The following is a 23,710-nucleotide window of genomic DNA, read 5'->3' as shown; positions in this document are numbered from 1 at the left end:
CTCTCAGTCCCTCCGTGCGGGCGAGCCCGCGAGCGCTGGTTCGGGGTCCTTCGGCTTCGGAGGAACGTAGGGCCTGATCTCCGGGGCGTCGATCGAGCCGTCCGGGAAGATCTTGGGCAGGCCCTTCTGCGGCTGGGGAAGCAGGGCCCTCTTCAGGTCCTGGTTGCCCTCCTTGTCCAGGCCGTACATCGCGTCGTAGATGTTGCGCACGGCGGGGCCCGACGCGCCGGAGCCCGTACCACCCTGGGAGATCGTCATGACGATCGTGTAGTCGTCGGTGTAGGTCGCGAACCACGAGGTGGTCTGCTTGCCGTAGACCTGGGCGGTGCCGGTCTTGGCGCGCATCGGGATCTTGTCCTGCGGCCAGCCGCCGAACCGCCAGGCGGCGGTGCCGCCGGGCTCGACGACGGAGCGCAGTCCCTTGTCGAGGTCGCTGATGGTCTCGGCGTCCACCGGCAGCCTGCCGTGGGGCTTGGGCTCGATCTCCTCGACCCTCTTGCCGTCGGGGCTGACGACGGCCTTGCCGATGGTGGGGTTGTAGAGGGTGCCGCCGTTGCTGATGGCGGCGTAGGCGGTGGCCAGCTGGATGGGCGTGATGAGGACGTCGCCCTGGCCGATGGCGAAGTTGATGCTGTCGAAGGCCTTCAGCTGGTTGCCTTCGAGGCAGCTCTCATAAGCGATCTGCTGGACGTAGGTGCCGCCCTTCTTGCCCTGCTTGCACCAGACGTCCTTGTTGGCTTCCCAGAAGCTCTTCTTCCACTGCCGGTCCGGGATACGGCCGACGACCTCGTTCGGCAGGTCGATGCCGGTCTCCGAGCCGAACCCGAAGTCATGGGCGGTCCGGTAGAACCAGTCGTGGGCGTTCTTCTTGGGGTTGAGGCCGCCGTCGCGCTGCCACTCCTGGTGGCCGAGACGGTAGAAGACGGTGTTGCAGGAGAACTTGAGGGCGTCTCCGAGGGTGATGGGGCCGTGCCCCTTGGACTCGAAGTTCGCGAAGCTCCGGTTGCCCATGCTGTAGGAGCTGGTGCAGTTGTAACGGTCGTCGAAGGGGTAGCCCGCCCGCACGGCCGCGCTCGCCGACACCACCTTGAAGACGGAGCCGGCGGGTGACTGGCCCTGGATGGCCCGGTTGAGCAGCGGGTAGTTGGAGCCCTTGCCGGTGAGCTTGGCGTAGTCCTTGGCGGAGATGCCGCCGACCCAGGCGTTGGGGTCGTAGTCGGGCTGCGATGCCATCGCGATGACGCGGCCGGTCCTGGACTCCATGACGACCACGGCGCCCGCGTCGGCCTCGTACTTGCGGCCGGTGATCTTGTCGGTCTCCTGCCGGACGGTCTTCATCGCCTGGTGCAGCTCGTGCTCGGCGACGCCCTGGACCCGGGCGTCGATGCTGGTGATCACGTTGGAGCCGGGGACGCCCGGGTCGGACTCCGTCTGGCCCATGACCCGGCCGAGCTTGTCGACCTCGTACGAGGTGACGCCTGCCTTGCCGCGCAACTGCTTGTCGTAGGTGCGCTCCAGGCCCGAGCGGCCGACCTGGTCGGAGCGCAGATGCGGCGAGTCGGTGTCCTTGGCCTTCTGGATCTCCTCGTCGGTGACCGGCGAGAGGTAGCCGAGCACCTGCGACGTGCGGGCCTTGCCGGGTGCGGGGTACCGGCGCACGGCGGTGGGTTCGGCGGTGATGCCGGGGAAGTCCTCGGAACTCTCCCGGATCCGCAGCGCCTGCTGCGTGGTGGCCTCGTCGGTGACCGGGATCGGCTGGTACGGGGATCCGTTCCAGCAGGGCTGCGGCGTCTTGGAGTCGCAGAGCCTGACCTTGTCCATGACCTCCTTCGGCTTCATGCCGAGGACACCGGCGAGCCGGGTCAGGACGGCCTTCCCGTCGTCCTTCATCTTCATCAGCTCGGTGCGCGAGGCGGAGACCACGAGGCGGGTCTCGTTGTCGGCGAGCGGGACGCCGCGGGCGTCGAGGATCGAGCCGCGTACGGCGGGTGAGACGACCCGCTGCACGTGGTTGCCGCTGGCCTCGTCGGCGTACTCGTCGCCGTTGCGGATCTGGAGGTACCAGAGCCGGCCGCCGAGGGTGAGCAGGAGGGAGAAGACGAGTACCTGGATGATGACGAGCCGGACCTGGACCCGGGGGGTCCGCCCGGTCTCCGGAATGTTGCTCACGCTGCTGCCCCCTCGGTCACAGTCGCTTCACGCCTTTGATGCGTCCGGCTCGTGCCGCCCGCGTCCTCGCCGCCCTGATCCGCAGTCCGCTGCGCTGGGAGCCGATCCGCAGGCCGGTGCCCGACGTCAGCCAGCCGGAGGCGACGTCGGTGGCGTTGCTGCTCTGGCTCTCGGCGAGCGGGTCGTTGTCGCTGCGTCTGGCGAGCCACATGATCAGCGGCACGGTGAAGGGCGCGAGGATCAGGTCGTAGACGGCTGCGGTGAACAGCAGGCTGCCGAGGCCGACATGGCGGGCTGCGGTGTCGCCGACGAGGGCGCCCACTCCCGCGTACAGCAGGGTGGATCCGATCGCGGCGGCGACGACCACGACCATCGGGCCGGTGGCGGAGCGCAGTTGCTGCCCGTTGTCGGGCCGGATGAGGCCGGCGAGGTAGCCGATGACGCACAGGACGAGCGCGTAGCGGCCGGCCGCGTGGTCGGCGGGCGGCGCGATGTCGGCGAGGAGGCCGGCGCCGAAGCCGATGAAGGCACCCGCGACATGGCCGTAGACCATGGCGAGTCCGAGGACGGTCAGCAGCATCAGGTCCGGGACCGCGCCGGGCAGCTGGAGGCGGGCGAGGACGGTGACCTGGATGACGAGGGCGACCACGACCAGGGTCGCGGAGAGCAGCATCCGGTTGAAGCGCATGGGCGGATCAGCTCCTGTTACTCGTCGTCCGGGACATCGGCGGCGTTGTCGCCCGGTGGATCCTGTCCGGTGTCCTGCGCCTGCCCGTTGTCCTGCGTCTGCTCGTCCAGGGCCTGGCCGTCCTCCGTCTCGCCGTCGGCACCGGGTGTGACGGTCACCGTGACGGTGGGCGTCGGCTTGGGCTTCGCGGGCCTCGGCGGGAGCACCATGTCGCGCGGGTCGCTGCTCGGCGCCTGGACGACGACGCCGACGATGTCGAGCCTGCTGAAGGCGGCGTACGGGCGGACGTAGATGTTCCGGGTGAGGTCGCCGCCCGACGGGTCGACGCGGATGACCTCGCCGACCGGGACGCCCGGCACGAACGGCTTGTTGCCCTGCGAGCCGAAGGTGACCAGCCGGTCGCCCTTCTTCACCTTGGACTTGCCGTTGAGCAGCTGAACCAGGAGCGGCCGGTCGCCCTGACCGGTCGCGAAGCCCAGCTCGTTGGTCTTCTCCATCCGCGTGCCGACGGTGAAGTCGGGGTCGTTGGCGAGCAGGACCGTGGAGGTGCTGGGGCCGACTGTGGTGACGCGGCCGACGAGTCCGTTGCTGTTGACGACGGTCATGTCGCGCCTGATGCCGTCCTGGGCGCCGATGTCGATCGTGACCGTCCAGGAGAAGCCCTGCGCCGCTCCTATGGCGATGACCTCGGCGCCCTTGATCCCGTACTGTCCGGCCGCCGCGGTCCTGATCAGGCCGTCGAGCTCGCGCAGCCGGCTGCGGTTGCGGTCGTCGCTGCCGAGCCGCTGCTTGAGCTCGGCGTTCTCCCGCTCCAGCTCGCTGATGCGGTCGTGACGCTCGCCGGAGTCGCGTACGGCGCCGATGGCGTTGCCGATCGGTGCGACGGCCGCCGCGACACCGCTCTCGACCGGGCCGAAGACCGTGGCCGCGGCCTGCCGGGCTCCGTCGACCGGTGACTCCTCACCGCCGCGGATGTCCACCGTGATCAAGGCGAACGCGATGGCGATCAGCAGCACCAGGAGCAGCCGGCTCTCTCGTGTGTCCCTCACGTGCGGCGGCCGTGCCTTCCTCGTCGGAATGGTGATGTCGGTGGAGCAACGGTCCTTCGCCTGGGGCGGAGGCGGAAGGACCCCCTTGTGGGGGCCCCGCGGGCCCCCGAACGGCGGATGCGGGCCCGGCCGCTGCCGGACGCCGCCTCCAGGTCAACGACGCGGCTGGGCGTCCAGCACCTGCTGGAGCGCCTCGAACTCCTCGACGCACTTGCCGGATCCGAGCGCCACCGAGTCCAGGGGGTCCTCGGCGATGTGGATCGGCATGCCCGTCTCGCGGCGCAGCCGCTCGTCGAGGCCGCGCAGCAGTGCGCCACCGCCGGTGAGGACGATGCCGCGGTCCATGACGTCGCCGGACAGCTCCGGCGGGCACTTGTCGAGCGTCGTCTTGACGGCGTCGACGATCGCGTTGACCGGTTCCTCGATGGCCTTGCGGACCTCCGCGGCGGAGATGACGACGGTCTTGGGCAGACCGGAGACGAGGTCGCGGCCGCGGATCTCGGTGTGCTCGTCCTTGTCCATCTCGTACGCCGAACCGATGGTGATCTTGATGTTCTCGGCGGTGCGCTCACCGAGCAGGAGCGAGTACTCCTTCTTGATGTGCTGGATGATCGCGTTGTCCAGCTCGTCGCCGGCGACGCGGATGGACTGTGCCGTGACGATTCCGCCGAGCGAGATCACGGCGACCTCGGTGGTGCCGCCACCGATGTCGACGACCATGTTGCCGGTGGCCTCGTGGACGGGGAGTCCGGAGCCGATGGCCGCGGCCATCGGCTCCTCGATGATGTGCACCTGGCGGGCGCCGGCCTGCGTCGACGCCTCGATGACCGCACGGCGCTCGACGCCGGTGATACCGGAGGGAACACAGACGACGACGCGCGGACGGGCGAGGTACCGGCGCTTGTGGATCTTCAGGATGAAGTAGCGGAGCATCCGCTCGGTGATCTCGAAGTCGGCGATGACGCCGTCCTTCAGCGGCCGGACGGCAACGATGTTGCCCGGCGTCCGGCCGATCATCTTCTTCGCCTCGGCGCCGACCGCGAGAATGCCGCCCGTGTTGGTGTTGATCGCGACGACGGACGGCTCGTTGAGAACGATCCCCCGGCCTCTGACGTACACCAGCGTGTTGGCGGTCCCGAGGTCGACAGCCATGTCACGGCCGATGAACGACATGTTGTTCCCCATGAGGATTCGTCTGGCCTTCCCAAATCGAGCGTTGATGGCTTTTCAGGACGGCGAGGTGGGTGATGTGGCGTGAGGCTTACATCGTAGTGCCGTCCCCGCGGACACCGCGCGCTGGTCCACCTCTGTTTATCGTGACGATGTGTCGGAGCGATGCGTTCCCGCAATGGCCCGGCCTATGCCAAGGGGCGACCGAAATTCCTTCGGTCGCCCCAGGTCATGAGCGCTGTTCGGCTGACGTCGCGTCAGGAAAGTCCGGGAAAGAAAATCTTCAGCTCCCGAATGGCGGACTCCTCGGAGTCCGAGGCGTGGATGAGATTCTCCCGGACGATGGTGCCGAAGTCGCCACGAATGGAGCCCGGAGCCGCCGCGATCGGGTCGGTCGGTCCCGCCAGCTGGCGTACACCCTCGATGACGCGCTCGCCCTCGACGACGAGGGCGACGACCGGGCCGGAGGACATGAAGGCGACCAGCGGCTCGTAGAAGGGCTTGCCCTTGTGCTCTCCGTAGTGCTGCTCCAGGATGTCCTGGTCCAGCGTGCGCAGCTCCAGCGCGCTGATGGTCCAGCCCGCCTTGGCCTCGATGCGGCCGATGATCTCGCCGATCAGGCCGCGTCGTACGGCGTCGGGCTTGAGCAGGACGAGCGTGCGCTGACTCACGGTACGGGCTCCTTCAGGTGCGGATTCAGGGCCTGCCGCGTCCCAACCGGACAGCAGGCACTGACGAGGCTACAGGGCGAAAGCCGCCCGCGATTACGCAGCGTCAGGCCCTGCCGAGGCCTGCTCCTCCCACCGGGCCTTCGCCTCGTCGATCCTGCGACCGTAGAACACCGAGGCCCACCACAGGCCGGCGAACAGCGCGCCGAGGAAGAACATGGCCGGCACCACGAAACCGCTCGCGATGAGCGCGATCTGGAGCGCCCAGCCCAGCTGGATCCCACCGGGCCGGGTGATCATGCCGCACAGCAGCACCGAGAGCAGCATCGCGATCCCGCAGACCGTCCACACCGCGGCCATCGACGCGCCGTCCGACTTCATCGCGACGAGACCGGCGAAGCCGATCACGAAGAACTCGCCGATCAGGGTGGATGCACAGAGCGTACGCATCGGGTGTCAGCCCCTCCCCAGGAGCAGCCGGGCCTCGCCGACCGTGATCACGGAGCCGGTCACCAGCACGCCCGCGCCCGCGAACTCCGACTCCTCCTCGGCCAGCGTGATCGCCGCCTCCAGCGCGTCGTCCAGACGCGGCTCGACGACCACCCTCTCGTCGCCGAAGACCTCGACGGCGATCGCCGCGAGCTCGTCCGCGCCCATGGCGCGGGGCGTGGAGTTCTGCGTGACGACGATCTCGGCGAAGATCGGCTCGAACGCCTCCAGCAGGCCCCGCACATCCTTGTCGTCGCTCGTGCCGACCACGCCGACGAGGCGGGAGAAACCGAACGACTCCGTGATGCCGGCGGCGGTCGCCCGCGCGCCCGCCGGATTGTGGGCGGCGTCCAGCACGACGGTGGGGCTGCGGCGCACGACCTCGAGACGGCCCGGGGAGGAGACCGAGGCGAACGCCTTGCGGATGGTGTCCATGTCCAGCGCACGCGCCTGCTCGGCGCCCACGCCGAAGAAGGCCTCGACCGCGGCGAGCGCGACCGCCGCGTTGTGCGCCTGGTGGGCTCCGTAGAGCGGGAGGAAGATCTGGTCGTACTCGCCGCCGAGCCCGCGCAGCGTCAGGAGCTGGCCGCCGACCGCGACCTCCCGCGAGACCACGCCGAACTCCATGCCCTCGCGGGCGACGGTCGCGTCGGCCTCCACGGCCTTCTTCAGCATCACCTGGGCGGCGTCCACCGGCTGCTGCGCCAGGATGACCGTCGCGCCCTGCTTGATGATCCCGGCCTTCTCGCCGGCGATCTCGGCATGCGTCGCGCCGAGCCGGTCGGTGTGGTCCAAGTCGATGGGCGTGACCACGGCCACCGAGCCGTCGATCACGTTCGTCGCGTCCCAGCTGCCGCCCATGCCGACCTCGACGACGGCGACGTCCACCGGCGCGTCGGCGAACGCCGCGTACGCCATGCCGGTGAGCACCTCGAAGAAGGAGAGCCGGTACTCCTGGCTCGCGTCGACCATCTCCACATACGGCTTGATGTCGCGGTACGTCTCGATGAAGCGCTCGGCCTCGATGGGGGCGCCGTCCAGGCTGATCCGCTCCGTGATCGACTGGACGTGGGGCGAGGTGTACCGCCCGGTGCGCAGATCGAAGGCGCCGAGCAGCGCCTCGATCATGCGGGCCGTGGACGTCTTGCCGTTGGTTCCCGTGATGTGGATCGAGGGGTACGCCCGCTGGGGCTCGCCCAGCACGTCCATCAGGGCGGAGATCCGGGAGACCGAGGGCTCCAGCTTCGTCTCGCCCCAGCGCGTCGCCAGGTCGGCCTCGACCTCGCGCAGCGCCTTGTCCACCTCCGGGTCCGCGGGCCGGGCGGGCACGGCGTCGTTCTGCGGCGCCCCGGCCTGCGCGCGCAGGGTGCGGCTGCCGGCCTCGATCACCGCCAGGTCGGGGTCACGGTCGGTCTCGGCATCGACGATCTCGTCGAAGGCGTCGGACTCGTCGAAGGGATCGGGGTGCTCACTCACGGGGTCCAGTCTACGGAGCCCTGCCGGCCGCCCCGGCCTGGCCACCGCCCTCGGCGCACGCGCTGTCGCGACGCCGTCCCGTCATACCGCCTCGTCATGCCGTCCCGTTATCCGGGCTCGGCCGCCGGAAGCGCCTGCTCGCACCAGATCGTCTTGCCGGCAGTGGTGGCCCGCCCGCAGCAGCCGTCAGCGGGACAAGTCCCCATCGTGGAGACATACCCGGTCGGCCTCGACACAGCATGCGGGCGCCCACTCACGCCACAGAGCAAAGAATCGGACACAAAGAATCGGACACTAGAGGTCATATCCCTACTTTTTAAGTACAGAAGAGGCCCGCAGGGGTGACGGAGAATGCGCGCAGGCGCCCGGCATCGCCTGAGAGCGGGATGCCGGGCGCCTGCGGAGACTCGCGGGCCTACTGGGCCTGGGGAAGGCGGTCCAGTTGGGCCGTGATGCGGGCGATGTCCTCGTCCGCCGTGGCCAGACGCTTACGGATCTTGTCGACCACGTTGTCCGGCGCCTTGGCGAGGAACGCCTCGTTGCCGAGCTTCGCCGTGGCCTGCGCCTTCTCCTTCTCGGCCGCCGCCAGGTCCTTCGTCAGGCGCTTGCGCTCGGCCTCGACATCGATCGTGCCCGACAGGTCCAGCGCGACCGTGGCACCCGCGACCGGCAGGGACGCGGTGGCCTGGAAGCCCTCGCCCTCCGGCTGGAGCCGGAGCAGCTGACGGATCGCGGGCTCGTGCGGAGCGAGCGCGGTGCCGTCCAGGGTGAGCCGGGCCGGAACCTTCTGACCGGGCTGAAGCCCCTGGTCGCTGCGGAAGCGGCGGACCTCGGTGACGACCCGCTGGACGAGCTCGATCTCCCGCTCGGCGGCCTCGTCGCGGAAGCCGCTGTCACTCGGCCAGTCGGCGACGACGAGCGACTCCCCACCGGTCAGCGTCGTCCACAGGGTGTCCGTGACGAAGGGGACGACCGGGTGCAGCAGGCGCAGCATCACGTCCAGGACCTCGCCGAGGACGCGGCCGGACACCTTGGCCTGCTCGCCGCCCTCGAAGAACGTCGTCTTCGACAGCTCGACGTACCAGTCGAAGACCTCGTCCCAGGCGAAGTGGAAGAGGGACTCGGAGAGCTTCGCGAACTGGTAGTCCTCGTAGTACGCGTCGACTTCGGCGACCGTCTTGTTCAGCCGCGACAGGATCCACCGGTCGGTGGAGGACATCCGCTCGGGCGCGGGCAGCGGGCCCTCGACCGTCGCGCCGTTCATCAGCGCGAAGCGGGTCGCGTTCCAGATCTTGTTGGCGAAGTTGCGCGAGCCCTGGACCCAGTCCTCGCCGATCGGCACATCGACGCCGGGATTGGCACCGCGGGCGAGCGTGAAACGCAGCGCGTCGGAGCCGTACTTGTCCATCCAGTCCAGCGGGTTGACCGCGTTCCCGAAGGACTTGGACATCTTCTTGCCGAACTGGTCGCGGACCATGCCGTGCAGGGCGATGGTGTGGAACGGCGGGGTGCCGTCCATCGCGTAGATGCCGAACATCATCATCCGGGCGACCCAGAAGAAGAGGATGTCGTAGCCGGTGACCAGGACCGAGTTCGGGTAGAACTTCGCGAGGCTCTCGGTCTGATCCGGCCAGCCGAGCGTGGAGAACGGCCACAGGCCGGAGGAGAACCAGGTGTCCAGGACGTCGGTCTCCTGGTGCCAGCCCTCGCCGCGCGGCGCCTCCTCGTCCGGGCCGACGCAGACGGTCTCGCCGTTCGGGCCGTACCAGACCGGGATGCGGTGACCCCACCACAGCTGGCGCGAGATGCACCAGTCGTGGAGGTTATCGACCCAGTCGAAGTACCGCTTCTCCATCTCCTGCGGGTGGATCTTGACCTTGCCGTCGCGCACGGCGTCGCCGGCCGCCTTCGCCAGCGGGCCGACCTTGACCCACCACTGCATGGACAGGCGCGGCTCGATGGTGGTCTTGCAGCGCGAGCAGTGGCCGACGGAGTGGACGTACGGGCGCTTCTCGGCCACGATCCGGCCATCGGCGCGCAGCGCGGCGACGATGGCCGAACGGGCCTCCAGGCGGTCCAGGCCCTGGAAGGGGCCGTGCGCGGTGATGACCGCGCGCTCGTCCATGACGGCGAGCGACGGCAGGTTGTGCCGCTGGCCGATCTCGAAGTCGTTCGGGTCGTGGGCCGGCGTCACCTTGACGGCACCGGTGCCGAACTCGGGGTCGACGTGCTCGTCCGCGACGACGGGGATCGTACGGTCCGTCAGCGGCAGCCTGATCTGCTTGCCGACCAGGTGCTTGTAGCGCTCGTCGTCGGGGTGGACGGCGACGGCGGTGTCACCGAGCATCGTCTCGGCGCGAGTTGTGGCGACGACGATGGTGTCGTCACCGTCTCCGTACTTCATGGAGACGAGTTCGCCGTCGTCGTCCTGGTACTCGACCTCGATGTCCGAGATGGCCGTCAGACAGCGCGGACACCAGTTGATGATGCGCTCGGCGCGGTAGATGAGCTCGTCGTCGTACAGCCTCTTGAAGATGGTCTGAACGGCCTGCGAGAGCCCCTCGTCCATCGTGAACCGCTCGCGGGACCAGGCGACGCCGTCGCCCAGGCGGCGCATCTGCCCGGAGATCTGGCCTCCGGACTCGCTCTTCCACTGCCAGACGCGCTCGATGAAGGCCTCACGACCGAGGTCGTGACGGGACTTGCCCTCCTTGGCGAGCTCACGCTCGACGACGTTCTGCGTGGCGATGCCGGCGTGGTCCATGCCGGGCTGCCACAGCGTCTCGTAACCCTGCATCCGCTTGCGGCGGGTCAGGGCGTCGATCAGCGTGTGCTCGAAGGCATGGCCGAGGTGGAGGCTGCCCGTGACGTTCGGCGGCGGGATGACGACGGTGAAGGGCGGCTTCTCGCTCTTCGCGTCCGCCTCGAAGTACCCGCGCTCTACCCAGCGCTCGTACAGCGCCCCCTCTACGTCGGCCGGCGCGTACTGGGTCGGCAGTTCGGGGGTGCTGGCTGGCTGATGCTGAGTGTTCTCGGTCACGGGGCCAGTTTAGGGGTGTCACGGGGCGGTGCTGAAACGCGATTGTTCGGTAACGGTGTGACCCCCGCCGCCCCGGGGGTGGGCCGCTTGCGCCAGGATGTCGGGAACACATAAACATCACGAGGGGAACACCCGTAATGAGCTACAACCAACCGGGTCCGTACGGCGGCCAGCCGCAGCAGCCGGGCCCGTACGGCCAGCCGGGACCCTACGGCCAGCCGCAGGGGCAGCCGGGCCCCTACGGCCAGCAGCCGCAGGCCCCGCAGCCCGGTTACGGGTATCCGCAGCAGGCCCCGCAGGGCGTGCCGCCGCAGCAGCCGGGCCAGTGGGGCCAGCCGCAGCAGCCGGGCCCCTACGGCCAGCAGCCCCAGTACGGCCAGCAGCCTCAGTACGGCGCCTACCCGCCGCCTCCGCCGGCCCAGGGCGGCGGCGGCAGGAAGACGGGTCTGATCATCGGCGCGGTGGCGGTTGTGGCGGCGCTGGGTGTGGGTGCGTACTTCGTCTTCGGCGGCGGCGGCAACAGCGCGGTCGCCGACGACACGAAGGGCTACAAAGTCGTCCCCGCGGCGTCGATCGACGACTACAAGAAGAAGGGTGCCGACAAGACGGCCCCGATGGACGACGAACAGAAGAAGAAGGCCGCGGCGATGGGGATCACGAACCCCAGCATGGTCGCAGCCGAGTACCAGTCCGGCAGCAGCACCGACCCGCTCAAGACGAAGAGCATGAGCCTCAACGGCATGTGGGGCGAGGTCGCGGACCCTGAGAAGGCGATCGACACCGGCTTCGCCAACTACAAGAACGGCGAGGAAAACGAGCTGGGCCCCGACCTGAAGGTCGAGCCTGTCGGCGAGCCGGTCGAGAAGACTCCGTCCGGCTTCGAGGGCGCTCTGATGAAGTGCCAGGAGATCAAGTTCATCAACTCCAAGGGCGACGGCACCCCGCAGAACGGTCCGAAGGAGTTCGCGATCCCGACCTGCATGTGGGCCGACTACAGCACCGTCGGTGTCGTCAACGCAATGGACCTGTCGGCGGCCATGACGGGCGCCAAGGGCCAGTCGCTGGACGACGTCGCCGCGCTCACTGCCAAGCACTACAAGGCGTCGCGCGCAAAGCTCTGAACTTCTCTCAGCTCAGCACCGCCCTGCCGACTGGAGGTCTCCGTCGGCAGGGCGTCGTTCTCCTCCCGCTCAAAGCTCCTTGTACGAGCCAAACGTCAGACGGCCAACCGATCAAGTGGCCAGCCGCCACTGAGGCGGGCGCATCGAGGTCGTCCGCTTCCGGCCATGCCATGCCTGTCAGGCGCTCCGGATCCTGCATGGATTGCCCCCGCACACATGACGGAGTGCGTTCAAAGGGCAGAACCATCATGACGTTGAGGCTCAAGCAGGCGGCGGCAGCCCTGGGGACAGTCGCAGCAGCGACGCTTGCACCGCTGGTCAGCCCCGCCTCTGCAGCCGCAGCGGTGGGATACACCGGATGCCTTCGGTCTTTGGCCGATGACGGATACATCGTCGGCCCCAAGGTGCAGGACGCGTGCAGTCACAAGGCCAACAAGCTGGGCTTCACCTGGGTTGCGAACCCGGCGTGCGTGAACAAGCTCGTAGACATACGCGTCCACCCAGTGGACGCCTACGCCGCCTGCCAGCGCGCCCACCCTGCGGCCTGAAGCCGAGCCTCGCCGGCGCAGGGGCGCCTCGTCGGAAGTCCGTGCATCGGGAATGACAACACAGGGCGCCCGGACGGTGTACCCACCGTCCGGGCGCCCCTTCGTCGTACACGCGCGCTGCGCGCGACTAAGCGCTCTTCTCGTGCCGCCCGTTGCCCTCGTCCTTCACGATCCTCGGCACCAGCGTCGGGTTCACGTTGTTGTGGACCACGTCCTCCGTGATCACCACGCGGGCCACGTCCTTGCGGGACGGGACCTCGTACATCACCGACATCAGGACCTCCTCCATGATGGCCCGCAGGCCACGCGCGCCCGTGCCGCGCAGGATCGCCTGGTCGGCGATGGCCTCCAGGGCCGGGAGGTCGAAGTCCAGTTCCACGCCGTCGAGTTCGAACAGGCGCTGGTACTGCTTGACCAGCGCGTTGCGCGGCTCGACCAGGATCTTGAGCAGCGCCTCGCGGTCGAGGTTGTGGACCGAGGTGATGACGGGAAGGCGGCCGATGAACTCCGGGATCATACCGAACTTGACCAGGTCCTCCGGCATGACCTCCTGGAACTGGTCGCTCGCCTCGATCTCCCGCTTCGAGCGGATCGTGGCGCCGAAGCCGATCCCCTTCGCCCCCGCACGCGACTCGATGATCTTCTCCAGGCCGGCGAACGCGCCGCCCACGATGAAGAGCACGTTCGTCGTGTCGATCTGGATGAACTCCTGGTGGGGGTGCTTGCGGCCGCCCTGCGGGGGGACCGAAGCGGTGGTGCCCTCAAGGATTTTGAGGAGTGCCTGCTGGACGCCCTCGCCCGAGACGTCCCGGGTGATCGACGGGTTTTCGCTCTTACGGGCGACCTTGTCGATCTCGTCGATGTAAATGATCCCGGTCTCGGCCTTCTTGACGTCGTAGTCGGCCGCCTGGATCAGCTTGAGCAGGATGTTCTCGACGTCCTCACCGACATAGCCGGCCTCCGTCAGCGCGGTCGCGTCGGCGATCGCGAACGGCACGTTCAGCATGCGGGCCAGCGTCTGCGCGAGCAGTGTCTTGCCCGAACCCGTGGGACCGAGCAGCAGGATGTTGGACTTGGCGAGCTCGATCGCGTCGTCCCGCCCCTGCGCGCCGCCGTTCTCACCGGCCTGGACGCGCTTGTAGTGGTTGTACACCGCGACGGAGAGCGCCTTCTTGGCCGGCTCCTGGCCGACCACGTAGCTCTCCAGGAACTCGTAGATCTCGCGCGGCTTGGGAAGCTCCTCCCAGCGCACCTCGCTCGTCTCCGCGAGCTCCTCTTCGATGATCTCGTTGCAGAGGTCGATGCACTCGTCGCAGATGTACACCCCGGGGCCTGCGATGAGCTTCTTCACCTGCTTCTGGCTCTTTCCGCAGAACGAGCACTTGAGCAGGTCGCCGCCATCACCGATGCGTGCCACGAGGTGCTTCCCCTTCGCCTGGGAGCGGCTTGGTTCAGCCGGCTCCTGGTGCCTCATATCCGACGGTACCTTGCCTGGCCCCCCGTTCGGGCCCCCCTTGGCGCGGTTCACATTGTCGTGTACCGCACCAAGGGTGCTGCCGGATCCGTCAGGCGGCCGCTGCGGCCGTGCTCTTACGGGTCGAGACGATCTGGTCGACGAGGCCGTACGCCAGCGCGTCCTCGGCGGTCAGGATCTTGTCGCGCTCGATGTCGTCGCGGACCTTCTCGATCGGCGTGGTGGAGTGCTTGGCCAGCATCTCCTCCAGCTGCTCGCGCATGCGCAGGATCTCGTTGGCCGCGATCTCCAGGTCCGACAGCTGCTCCCGGCCGGTCTGCGAGGACGGCTGGTGGATCAGCACGCGCGCGTGCGGCAGGGCCATCCGCTTGCCGGGGGTGCCGGCGGCCAGCAGCACGGCCGCGGCGGACGCCGCCTGGCCCATGCAGACCGTCTGGATGTCCGGCTTCACGAACTGCATCGTGTCGTAGATGGCGGTCAGCGCGGTGAAGGAGCCACCGGGGCTGTTGATGTAGATCGAGATGTCGCGGTCCGGGTCCATCGACTCCAGGCACAGCAGCTGCGCCATCACGTCGTTGGCGGAGGCGTCGTCGATCTGCACCCCGAGGAAGATCACACGCTCCTCGAAGAGCTTCGCGTACGGGTCGTACTCGCGCACGCCCTGCGAGGTGCGCTCGACGAAGCGCGGGACGACGTAGCGGTTGTCCGGCTGAGGGCCGGTGTAGAGACCGCTCGCGGAGAAGTTGCTCATGTGGGTGTTCACCATCCTGGTGGCGTTCTGCGGGCTCGGGTGGGGGCTCTGCGGCTCAGGCGCCGGTGCCGCCGCCGCCCGGGACGCCCGATGCGGCGGAGATGATCTCGTCGATGAGGCCGTAGTCCTTGGCCTCCTCCGAGGTGAACCAGCGGTCCCGGTCACCGTCACGGATGATCGTCTCGACGGTCTGACCGGAGTGCTGGGCGGTGATCTCCGCCATGCGCTTCTTGGTGCGGAGCAGGTACTCGGCCTGGATCTTGATGTCCGAGGCGGTACCGCCGAGACCGGCCGAACCCTGGTGCATGAGGATGTCGGTGTTCGGCAGGGCGAAGCGCTTGCCGGGGGCGCCGCCCGTCAGCAGGAACTGGCCCATGGACGCCGCCATGCCCATGCCGATGGTCACGACGTCGTTCGGGATGTACTGCATGGTGTCGTAGACCGCCATGCCGGCCGTCACCGAGCCACCGGGGCTGTTGATGTAGAGGTAGATGTCCTTGTCGGGGTCGGCGGCCAGGAGCAGCATCTGCGCCGTGATCTTGTTGGCGATGTCGTCGTCGACCTGCTGGCCGAGGAAGATGATGCGCTCGCCGAGCAGCCGGCTGTAGACCTGGTCGCCGAGGCCACCACCGATGGACGGCTCACCGGCGGCGTAAGGCATCAGATTCGTCACGTGTCCACCTGCTCGTCTCTGACGGCTTCGGCCGTCTCAGCGTCTTGGTACCGGGGGCGGGGACTCCCCTGCCCTCGTATTCATGGACCCTAACGCGCAGGTCGGACATAGCCATCCCGGTTCCCGAACTGTTCGCTCGGAGCGCAAGGTAGTTGGGCCCCGGCGGCGCCCGCGACCTGGGCCGTCTACGCCGACGGGCCCCGGGCGCCGTGCGGCGTCCGGAGCCCGTCCACGAGTGGGCGCGAGGCTCAGGCCTCGGACTTCTCGTCGCCCTCGGCGTCACCCTCGACGACGGCCTCGACCGTCTCGGCGGCGGCCTCGGTCTCGTCCTCGTCCTCCAGGTCGACGACCTCACCGTTGGTGTCGGTGACCGTGGCGGCCTCGACGACGACGGCCAGCGCCTTGCCGCGGGCGACCTCGCCGACGAGCATCGGCACCTGGCCGCCCTCGACGACGGCCTGGGCGAACTGGTCGGGGCTCATGCCGGAGGAGGCGGCACGCCGCATGAGGTGCTCGGTGAGCTCCTCCTGGTTGACGTTGAGCTTCTCCCGGTTGACCAGCTCGTCCAGGACGAACTGGGTCTTGATGCCCTTGACCGCCTGCTCCTTGGTCTCGGCGTCGAACTCCTCGGCGGTCTTGCCCTGGATCTCCAGGTACTTGTCGAGGGTCAGACCCATCTGACCGAGCTGGTGGTGCTCGAGGTTGTGCTTACGGGTGTTGATCTCGTCCTCGAGCAGCTTCTCGGGGACCGGGACCTCGACCAGCTCGAGCAGCTTCTCCAGGACGCGCTCCTGGGCCTGCGTGGCCTGGTCGTACTGCTTCATGTTCTCGAGGCGCTTGCGGCTGTCCGCCTTCAGCTCCTCGAGGGTGTCGAACTCGCTCGCCATCTGCGCGAAGTCGTCGTCGAGCTCGGGGAGCTCACGGGCGGCGACGGCGGTGACCTTGACGGTGACCTCGGCGTCCTTGCCCTCGGCGGAGCCGCCCTTCAGCTGCGAGGTGAAGGTGGCCTCGCCACCGGCCTCCAGGCCGGTGACGGCCTCGTCGATGCCGTCGAGGAGCTCGCCGGAACCGATGGTGTACGACACGCCGTTCGCGACACCGTCGGGCAGGACCTCGCCGTCGACCTTGGCCTCGAGGTCGATCGTGACGACGTCGCCCTCGGCGGCGGCGCGCTCGACCGGGTTGGTGGAGGCGAAGCGCTCGCGCAGCTGCTCGACGGACTTCTCGACGTCCTCGTCGGTGACCTCGACGGCGTCGACGGTGACCTCGATGCCGGAGTAGTCCGGGATCTCGATGGTCGGGCGGACGTCCACCTCGGCGGTGAAGTTCAGCGTCTCGCCGTCCTTCAGCTCCGTGATGTCGACCTCGGGCTGGCCGAGCGGGTTGATCTCGGCCTCGTTGACCGCCTCGGTGTAGAACTTCGGGAGGGCGTCGTTGACGGCCTCCTCCAGCACCGCACCCCGGCCGAACCGCTGGTCGATGACCCGCGCCGGGATCTTGCCCTTGCGGAAGCCCTTGACCGTGACCTGCTGGTTGATCTTCTTGTACGCCGCGTCGAGGCTGGCCTTGAGCTCCTCGAAGGGCACCTCGACAGTGAGCCGAACCCGGGTCGGGTTCAGGGTCTCCACGGCGCTCTTCACGGTTCGGTCTCCTTGGTGGCTGACTTCTTGGGGTTCGCTGACGCTGCGATTCAGCGGTTCAGCGCATCGGGCCCGGTACATCAGACACACGGGCACGCAGCTTGCATAGTAACGGCAAGCAGGAGGAGCCTCACAACGTGATCTTGCTGGTCGGGGTGGCCGGATTCGAACCGACGACCTTCCGCTCCCAAAGCGGACGCGCTACCAAGCTGCGCCACACCCCGTCGGTGCGAACCGTAGGGTACATGCCCCGGGGCCGGTGGGCCGGTCCGTTTCCGGGGCGTCTTCGGCGGTGCGCGGAATGGGTGTGCACCCGGCGGCAGGGACCCGCTACGATGCTCTTCGTGCCGCGCGGTCGTGACCTGCGGCGCGGTCCCTGCGGGCGTAGCTCAATGGTAGAGCCCTAGTCTTCCAAACTAGCTACGCGGGTTCGATTCCCGTCGCCCGCTCTGCAGCACTTCGGGCCCTGCCCGGTGGATTTCCCACCGGGCAGGGCCCGAAGTCGTTTCGTGCGCCCGGCGGCCGGGCGCGCGGAAGCCGGTCAGAAGCTGATCTGATTGATCGTCTCCGCTATCGAGTTCATGAATCTGTTGATCGACGGGGCCATGCCCGTCGACGCGAGGAAGAACCCGAACAGCGCCGCCACGATGGCGGGCCCCGGCTTGATGGAGCCGCTGCGGATCAGTACCACGAGGACGATCGCCAACAGCAGCACCACAGACAGTGAAATGGCCACAACTGATCACACCCTCGGTCGGTCCGCCTTGCCGGCCTGGGGACGTGCGGCCCAGCACACCCCCGCCTGCACCATCGTGCCACCAACCTCCCTGCCCCTGCTGCCGGGTGACGAATCGTCGCCGTCAAGATCACGCCAAGCCGGACCGTCCCCGCGCGGCCCGGCGGGGCGGCACGGCGGGGCCGCTAGGCCGGCGGAGTGAAATAGGAGAAGGAATACGACGTGATCGTTTCCATGTCCCCACATCTTGGTCACACGAAATTCGAAGGTCGTCGCCGACGTAATTCATGTCACCTTCCCTGTGCCGCAATATGCCCTGTTTAAGGGGGATTAATTGGGGCATAGTGGGTGGTTGCTGGCGGTTTCAGATTCGAATGGACCGCGCCCCCCGGTGTTTTACGAAATCGAATCCGCGCGGCTAAGGTGCCTTGAATGTTCCACGCTGCGCACGGATATCAGAGGGCTCCGCTCCCCGAGGCTCCGGAGTCGGGACCCACCCCTGCCACGCGGACGGCGACCGCTGCCGCCCCCGCGGCGACCGGCCGGAAGTCCGCCCCAGGACCCGCCCCGGAGCCCAAGAAGCCCGCCGGCCGCGACGCGTACTTCGACAACGCGAAGTACCTGGCGATCGTGCTGGTGGCCGTGGCGCACGCCTGGGAGCCGGTGATGGACGGCAGCCGGGCCGCGCGGGCGCTGTACATGATCATCTACACGTTCCACATGCCGGCGTTCATCATCGTCTCCGGCTACTTCTCGCGCAGCTACCGGGGCAAGCCCCACCAGCTGCGCAGGCTGCTGACCGGGATCGCGCTGCCGTACGTCGTCTTCGAGGTGGCGTACTCCCTGTTCGCCCGGTACGCGAACGACGACCCCGGGCATCCGATCAGCCTGCTCGACCCCTTCTACCTGACCTGGTTCCTGGCCGCGCTGTTCATCTGGCGGCTGACCACGCCGCTGTGGCGGATCGTGCGCCGGCCGCTGCCGATCGCGCTGGGGATCGCCACGCTCGCGGCACTCACGCCCGACATCGGGGCGGACCTCAACCTCCAGCGCGTGCTGCAGTTCCTGCCGTTCTTCGTGCTCGGCCTGTGCCTGCGGCCGGAGCACTTCCAACTGGTGCGGCGGCGCGAGGTGCGCCTGCTGACGCTGCCGCTGCTCGCGGGCACGGCGCTGTTCGCGTACTGGGCCGCGCCGCGGATGAGGCTCAACTGGTTCTACCGGTCCAGCAGTGTGCAGGAGCTCGGCGCGCCGTGGTGGTCGGGAGTCGTGGTCTTCCTCGGCCTGTTCGTGTGCGCGCTGGTCCTGTCGGCCGCCTTCCTCGCCTGGGTGCCCGGCCGCAGGAGCTGGATGACGGCGCTGGGCGCCGGGACCATCTGCGGCTATGTGCTGCACGGCTTCCTGGTCAAGGGCGCCGACTACTTCGGCGTCTTCGAGGAGAACTCCTGGCTCGGCAGCCCGCTCGGCCTGGTCTTCGTCTCGCTGTTCGCGGCGGGCGCCGTCACGCTGCTGTGCACGCCGCCGGTCCGGCGGGCCCTGCGGCCCGTCACCGAGCCCGAGATGCGATGGGCGTTCCGCACGGACGCCACCGAAGTCGGCGCGCGCCGCTGACGTGACCTGACCTAGTCGCCGGCGTCCTCGATGCCCAGCAGGCGCCGCGTCTTCGCGTACTTCTCGGTCAGCCTGTCGCGTGTCTCCTCGTCCAGCAGGGCGAGGCGCGCGGGATCGGAGTTGTGCGCCAGGTCGGCCTCCTTGATCAGGAGCGCGCCGGGCGTGGCGAGGATGCGCCGTGTGTAGTACTCCAAGTCCTCGTCCTCACCCTTGGTGAGGGCGAGGACCATGTCTTTCACGGGCTGTGGCAGCGCCGCGCCCTCCAGCCACTCACGGCTCAGGACGTCGTCCTCGACCGCGTCGTGCAGCCAGCCCGCGGCGACCTGTTCGTCGCTCCCGCCCCGTGCGCGTACGCCCTCCGCCACGGCGGCGATGTGTTCGGCGTACGGGCGCCCGGCCTTGTCGGTCTGGCCGGCGTGGGCCTCGCGGGCGACGGCCTCGATCTCGGCCAGGCTCAGATTCTGCTGCGGCATGGCTCGACTCTACGGCTCCCGGGACCGTCGCACCTCGGCAATCTCCTCGCCGTCCTCGCTCCGCCGGCGGCGGGACGCTCGCCCTGGCCGGCCCGCTTCCTGCCGGGCGGCAGGGGCGGCGGCGGGTCCGGCGCTCAGGGCCGGCGGCGCAGCAGGAGCAGCGCCCGGTCGTCGTTGACGTCCTTGGCGACCGCCTCGATCAGGTGCCAGGCCGCGCCCTCGAAACCGGGGGCGACATAGCGGTCGGCCTCGCCGGTCAGGCGGTCGATGCCCTCGCTGATGTCGCGGCCCGACGCCTCCACCAGGCCGTCGGTGAACAGCATCAGTACGTCGCCGGGACGCAGGGTGCCCTTGACCGGGTCGAACTGCGCCCCGTCGTAGACCCCGAGGAGCGGCCCCTCGGCGGCCTTCTCCTCCCAGCGGCCGGTGCCCGCGTTCAGCTGGAGCGCGGGCAGATGGCCCGCGGACAGCAGCTCGTAGTCGCCGGAGTCCAGGTCGAGGACCAGATGGATCGAGGTGGCGAAGCCCTCGTCCCAGTCCTGGCGCAGCAGGTAGCCGTTGGCCGCGGGCAGGAAGCCGTGCGGCGGCAGCGAGCCGAGCAGCCCGCCGAACGCGCCGGACAGCAGCAGCGCCCTGGACGCGGCGTCCATGCCCTTGCCGGAGACGTCGGTCAGGACGACCTCCAGCGTGCGGCCGCCGTTCGTACGGGCCGCGACCACGAAGTCGCCGGAGAAGGACTGGCCCCCGGCCGGGCGCAGGGCCATCTCGCGGTGCCAGCCCTGCGGCAGCCGGGGCAGCGCGCTCTGGACCCGGATGCGTTCGCGCAGGTCGAAGAGCATGGTGCCGCCGCGCCGCCACGGCACGCCGACCCGGGCCCGGAACTGCGCGATGAGCAGTCCGAAGAAGCCGCACGCCGCCACGACCAGGACCGTGCCGGGAGTGACCCTCGCCGGGCCCTCGGCGTACGGCCCGAGCGCTATGGACTCGACGATCAGCGCGGCCGCCGCCACCGCGTACAGGCAAAGGAGGCTGGCGGGCCGCAGCAGGAGGCCGCCGGCGACGATCGGCAGCACCAGGGCGGTCGGCGAGAACCACACCGCGGAGACGATCGTGCCCCAGGTGATGGCCGGGATCGTCAGCAGCAGGCCGGCGAGCGCGAGCCGGTCGGAGCCGCCCCCGCGGAAGTAGTCGACGGCGGACCGGCGCATGGCGGTACGGGCCCGGTACACGGCTTTCCGCTGCCGGGCCGTGAACGAGTCTGCTGCTGCGCCGCGGGCCATTGCGCAGGACCCTATCCACCCGCCCGCCCGGCGTGCAGGGGGGACCCCGCGACATTGCGTTCGAAATCGGGTCGCGACGGCTCGCTCGCGGCTGGTAGGCATGGCATATGACGACTCAACTGCGGGTGTTGCAGCGGTCCGAGTGGGACCAGTGGTACGGGAAGCTGGAACGCGCCTTCGGCGGTGTCCCCGACTCCCGGCAGGAGCGCAAGCTGTTCGAGTCGCTGACCGAGATCGACCGGTCGCTCGCCGCCTGGGACGGCGACGAATGCGTCGGCACGGCGGGCGCGTTCACGTTCCAGGTCTCGGTTCCAGGCGGCGCGATGGCGCCCGCGGCGGGCGTGACGATGGTGAGCGTCGCGGCGACGCACCGGCGGCGCGGCGTCCTCACCTCGATGATGCGCCGTCAGCTCGACGACGTGCGTGCCCTGGGCGAGCCGCTCGCCGTCCTCACCGCCTCCGAGCCCGCCATCTACGGACGCTTCGGGTACGGCACGGCCACCCACCAGATGTCCGTGGAGGTCGACTCCTCGCGGGTGCGGATCGCCGTGCCACCGGGCGCGGATGACGTACGCCTGCGCTTCGTGACGGTCGAGGAGGGCGCGGAGGCCTGCGAACGCGTCTATGTGCGCACCATCGGTTCACGGCCGGGCATGCTCGCCCGCACCCCGGGCTGGGAGGGCCTGGCGCTGCTCGATCCGCCCGGCGAGCGCGAGGGGGCGTCGGCGATGCAGTGCGTCCTCGCCGAGCGGGACGGCGAGGTCGTGGGGTACGTCCGCTTCCACAACAAGCCGCAGTGGTCGCCGGCGGGCCCGGAGGGTTCGGTCTCCGTGCGCCACATCGACGCGCTGGACCCGGCGGCGTACGCGGCGCTGTGGCGGTTCCTGTGCGAGATCGACCTGACCTCGACCGTGCAGGCCCGCAACCGGCCGGTGGACGACCCGCTGCTGCACCTGGTCTCGGACATCCGGCGGTGCAACGTGCGGCTGCGGGACTCGCTGCATGTGCGGCTGGTGGAGGTGGGCGCCGCGCTGGAGGCGCGTACGTACGCGGCGCCGGTCGATGTGGTGCTCGACGTCGAGGACGCCTTCTGCCCCTGGAACAGCGGCCGTTGGCGGCTGTCGGGCGACGCGAAGGGCGCGTCCTGCGAGCGGACTGAGGACGCCGCCGAACTGTCGCTGTCGGTGCGGGAGTTGGGCGCGGCCTACCTGGGCGGCGTGTCGCTGTCCTCGCTCGCGGGAGCGGGGCGGGTGCGGGAGCTGCGAGAGGGGGCGCTGGCTCAGACGTCGTCGGCGTTCGGCTCCGACGTCGCGCCGTGGCTGCCGCACGGGTTCTAGCGGGTTGAAGCCCCCTGGCAGGACGGGCACCAGAAGAGATTGCGGGCGGCGAGACCGGCGGTGCGGATCTCGCCGCCACAGATGTGGCACGGCAGGTTCGCCCGACGGTACACATAGACCTCGCCGCCGTGGTCGTCGACGCGCGGCGGGCGGCCCATCGCCTCGGGGGTGTGCTCGGGACGGACCGTGTCGATGCGGTTGTTGCGCACGCCCTCACGCATCAGGGCCACCAGGTCGTCCCAGATCGCGTCCCATTCTCGCCGGGTGAGGTCCCTGCCCGCGCGGTACGGGTCGATGCCGTGGCGGAACAGGACCTCGGCACGGTAGACGTTGCCGACTCCCGCGACGATCTGCTGGTCCATGAGCAGGGCGGCGATCGTCGTCCGGGAGCGGGAGATCCGGGCCCAGGCCATCTCCGGCCCGTCGTCCGGGCGCAGCGGATCGGGACCGAGGCGGTCGTGGATCGCCTGCTTCTCCCCGTCGGTGAGCAGCGCGCAGGCGGTCGGGCCACGCAGATCGACGTACGAGTCCGGGTTCGCGAGGCGCAGCCGCACCGTGTCGGTGGGCGGCGGTGCGGGGGCGCCGGCTGTGTCCCCGAAGTGCACCTTGCCGAACAGGCCGAGGTGGATGTGGACCCAGCCGAGCGGACCGAAACCGAGGAAGAGGTGCTTGCCGTGGGCCTCGGTGGTCTCGAGGACCTGACCGTCCACGAGGGCGGCCGAGTCGGAGAACTTGCCCTGGGGGCTTGTGGCGCGCACGGACCGGCCGCCGAACCTCTCGAAGTGGTCGGCGGCCAGTCGGTGGATGGTGTGCCCTTCGGGCATCAGGCGGTCGGCTCCTGCGGGTGGTGCGCCGGGATCGGGGGGAGCTCGCCGGTGGTCTCGTACGCGGAGAGCATCTCGATGCGGCGCGTGTGACGCTCCTCACCCGAGTACGGGGTGTTCAGGAAGATCTCGACGAACTTCGTCGACTCCTCCAGGGAGTGCATGCGGCCGCCGATGGCGACGACGTTGGCGTTGTTGTGCTCGCGGCCGAGCGCGGCGGTCTGCTCGCTCCAGGCGAGGGCCGCACGGACGCCCTTGACCTTGTTGGCGGCGATCTGCTCGCCGTTGCCGGAGCCGCCGATCACGATGCCGAGGCTGCCCTCGTCCGCTGCCGTCCTCTCGGCGGCACGCAGACAGAACGGCGGGTAGTCGTCCTGGGCGTCGTAGATGTGGGGCCCGCAGTCCACGGGCTCGTGGCCGTGGGCCTTGAGCCACTCGACGAGGTGGTTCTTGAGTTCGAAGCCGGCATGGTCGGAGCCGAGGTACACGCGCATGG

Annotated in this window: 21 protein-coding genes and 2 tRNA genes; 5 read left to right on the top strand and 18 right to left on the bottom strand. The window is 69.2% G+C overall.

Translation table 11 applies throughout. From position 1 onward, the window contains the following. Positions 1-3: 3 nt before the first annotated feature. The 8 genes from mrdA to ACWD0A_RS08350 form a co-directional block, all read right to left on the bottom strand. Positions 4-2,169: a penicillin-binding protein 2 gene (gene mrdA, locus ACWD0A_RS08385; RefSeq protein WP_451295854.1), complete on the bottom strand. Its 2,166-nt coding sequence runs from the start codon at positions 2,167-2,169 to the stop codon at positions 4-6. 16 nt (positions 2,170-2,185) lie between these two features. Beyond that, entirely contained in the window at positions 2,186-2,857 is a 672-nt protein-coding gene (mreD, locus tag ACWD0A_RS08380; RefSeq protein WP_451295852.1) for a rod shape-determining protein MreD, read from the bottom strand. 17 nt (positions 2,858-2,874) lie between these two features. Beyond that, on the bottom strand, positions 2,875-3,906 hold the full coding sequence (gene mreC, locus ACWD0A_RS08375) for a rod shape-determining protein MreC (protein WP_451295850.1): 1,032 nt from the start codon (positions 3,904-3,906) through the stop codon (positions 2,875-2,877). A 153-nt stretch (positions 3,907-4,059) separates the two neighbouring features. Further along, positions 4,060-5,079: a rod shape-determining protein gene (locus ACWD0A_RS08370; protein WP_451295959.1), complete on the bottom strand. Its 1,020-nt coding sequence runs from the start codon at positions 5,077-5,079 to the stop codon at positions 4,060-4,062. Positions 5,080-5,333: 254 nt separating this feature from the next. Next, entirely contained in the window at positions 5,334-5,747 is a 414-nt protein-coding gene (gene ndk / locus ACWD0A_RS08365; RefSeq protein WP_451295848.1) for a nucleoside-diphosphate kinase, read from the bottom strand. 93 nt (positions 5,748-5,840) lie between these two features. Beyond that, positions 5,841-6,194 (bottom strand): DUF4233 domain-containing protein, encoded by a 354-nt coding sequence (locus ACWD0A_RS08360; protein ID WP_177150820.1) that lies wholly within the window; start codon positions 6,192-6,194, stop codon positions 5,841-5,843. A 6-nt stretch (positions 6,195-6,200) separates the two neighbouring features. After that, positions 6,201-7,709, bottom strand: coding sequence for a bifunctional tetrahydrofolate synthase/dihydrofolate synthase (folC, locus tag ACWD0A_RS08355; protein WP_451295846.1), 1,509 nt, complete (start codon positions 7,707-7,709; stop codon positions 6,201-6,203). Positions 7,710-8,124: 415 nt separating this feature from the next. Further along, on the bottom strand, positions 8,125-10,749 hold the full coding sequence (locus ACWD0A_RS08350) for a valine--tRNA ligase (protein WP_451295844.1): 2,625 nt from the start codon (positions 10,747-10,749) through the stop codon (positions 8,125-8,127). A 137-nt stretch (positions 10,750-10,886) separates the two neighbouring features. On the opposite strand from ACWD0A_RS08350, the gene ACWD0A_RS08345 reads away from it, so the two are divergent. Further along, entirely contained in the window at positions 10,887-11,870 is a 984-nt protein-coding gene (locus ACWD0A_RS08345; RefSeq protein WP_451295842.1) for a hypothetical protein, read from the top strand. Between the two features lie 371 nt (positions 11,871-12,241). After that, complete coding sequence (locus ACWD0A_RS08340) at positions 12,242-12,418, top strand: hypothetical protein (protein WP_451295840.1); 177 nt, start codon at positions 12,242-12,244, stop codon at positions 12,416-12,418. A 127-nt stretch (positions 12,419-12,545) separates the two neighbouring features. Here the strand turns inward: ACWD0A_RS08340 and clpX are convergent, their stop codons facing one another. The 5 genes from clpX to ACWD0A_RS08315 all read right to left on the bottom strand — a co-directional run bounded on the left by clpX (position 12,546) and on the right by ACWD0A_RS08315 (position 17,180). Continuing rightward, positions 12,546-13,835, bottom strand: a complete 1,290-nt coding sequence (clpX, locus tag ACWD0A_RS08335) for an ATP-dependent Clp protease ATP-binding subunit ClpX (RefSeq protein WP_177150824.1) — start codon at positions 13,833-13,835, stop codon at positions 12,546-12,548. Positions 13,836-13,983: 148 nt separating this feature from the next. After that, positions 13,984-14,658 (bottom strand): ATP-dependent Clp protease proteolytic subunit, encoded by a 675-nt coding sequence (locus ACWD0A_RS08330; RefSeq protein WP_177150825.1) that lies wholly within the window; start codon positions 14,656-14,658, stop codon positions 13,984-13,986. 40 nt (positions 14,659-14,698) lie between these two features. Continuing rightward, positions 14,699-15,304, bottom strand: a complete 606-nt coding sequence (locus ACWD0A_RS08325) for an ATP-dependent Clp protease proteolytic subunit (RefSeq protein ID WP_307717845.1) — start codon at positions 15,302-15,304, stop codon at positions 14,699-14,701. Between the two features lie 260 nt (positions 15,305-15,564). Beyond that, positions 15,565-16,956 carry a trigger factor gene (gene tig / locus ACWD0A_RS08320; RefSeq protein WP_451295837.1) on the bottom strand — a complete coding sequence of 464 codons (1,392 nt, stop codon included), beginning with the start codon at positions 16,954-16,956 and terminating at the stop codon, positions 15,565-15,567. 147 nt (positions 16,957-17,103) lie between these two features. After that, positions 17,104-17,180 (bottom strand) — tRNA-Pro (locus tag ACWD0A_RS08315). Positions 17,181-17,334: 154 nt separating this feature from the next. Between ACWD0A_RS08315 and ACWD0A_RS08310 the strand changes: the two genes are divergently transcribed. After that, positions 17,335-17,405 (top strand) — tRNA-Gly (locus ACWD0A_RS08310). A gap of 92 nt (positions 17,406-17,497) precedes the next feature. Here ACWD0A_RS08310 and ACWD0A_RS08305 read toward each other — a convergent pair. Continuing rightward, complete coding sequence (locus ACWD0A_RS08305) at positions 17,498-17,692, bottom strand: hypothetical protein (RefSeq protein WP_177150833.1); 195 nt, start codon at positions 17,690-17,692, stop codon at positions 17,498-17,500. Positions 17,693-18,124: 432 nt separating this feature from the next. On the opposite strand from ACWD0A_RS08305, the gene ACWD0A_RS08300 reads away from it, so the two are divergent. After that, positions 18,125-19,300 carry an acyltransferase family protein gene (locus tag ACWD0A_RS08300; RefSeq protein ID WP_451295835.1) on the top strand — a complete coding sequence of 392 codons (1,176 nt, stop codon included), beginning with the start codon at positions 18,125-18,127 and terminating at the stop codon, positions 19,298-19,300. Between the two features lie 11 nt (positions 19,301-19,311). On the opposite strand, the gene ACWD0A_RS08295 is transcribed toward ACWD0A_RS08300, so the two are convergent. Together ACWD0A_RS08295 and ACWD0A_RS08290 are read right to left on the bottom strand one after the other, a co-directional pair. After that, the gene (locus tag ACWD0A_RS08295; protein WP_451295833.1) at positions 19,312-19,773 is read right to left on the bottom strand and encodes an HD domain-containing protein; all 462 of its coding nucleotides are present in this window, start codon (positions 19,771-19,773) and stop codon (positions 19,312-19,314) included. Between the two features lie 134 nt (positions 19,774-19,907). Then, positions 19,908-21,053: a PP2C family protein-serine/threonine phosphatase gene (locus ACWD0A_RS08290; RefSeq protein ID WP_451295832.1), complete on the bottom strand. Its 1,146-nt coding sequence runs from the start codon at positions 21,051-21,053 to the stop codon at positions 19,908-19,910. A gap of 107 nt (positions 21,054-21,160) precedes the next feature. On the opposite strand from ACWD0A_RS08290, the gene ACWD0A_RS08285 reads away from it, so the two are divergent. Then, on the top strand, positions 21,161-22,390 hold the full coding sequence (locus ACWD0A_RS08285) for a GNAT family N-acetyltransferase (protein WP_451295830.1): 1,230 nt from the start codon (positions 21,161-21,163) through the stop codon (positions 22,388-22,390). Here ACWD0A_RS08285 and ACWD0A_RS08280 read toward each other — a convergent pair. After that, positions 22,387-23,214 carry an Fpg/Nei family DNA glycosylase gene (locus ACWD0A_RS08280; RefSeq protein ID WP_451295828.1) on the bottom strand — a complete coding sequence of 276 codons (828 nt, stop codon included), beginning with the start codon at positions 23,212-23,214 and terminating at the stop codon, positions 22,387-22,389. The two genes, ACWD0A_RS08285 and ACWD0A_RS08280, sit on opposite strands and share 4 nt — an antisense overlap. Continuing rightward, positions 23,214-23,708: a ribose-5-phosphate isomerase gene (locus tag ACWD0A_RS08275; RefSeq protein WP_177150839.1), complete on the bottom strand. Its 495-nt coding sequence runs from the start codon at positions 23,706-23,708 to the stop codon at positions 23,214-23,216. Before ACWD0A_RS08275 ends, ACWD0A_RS08280 begins: the two co-directional genes overlap by 1 nt. Positions 23,709-23,710 lie beyond the last annotated feature (2 nt).

The organism is Streptomyces sp. NPDC002867 (assembly GCF_053591895.1).
This window is presented reverse-complemented; position numbering and strand designations above follow the sequence as displayed.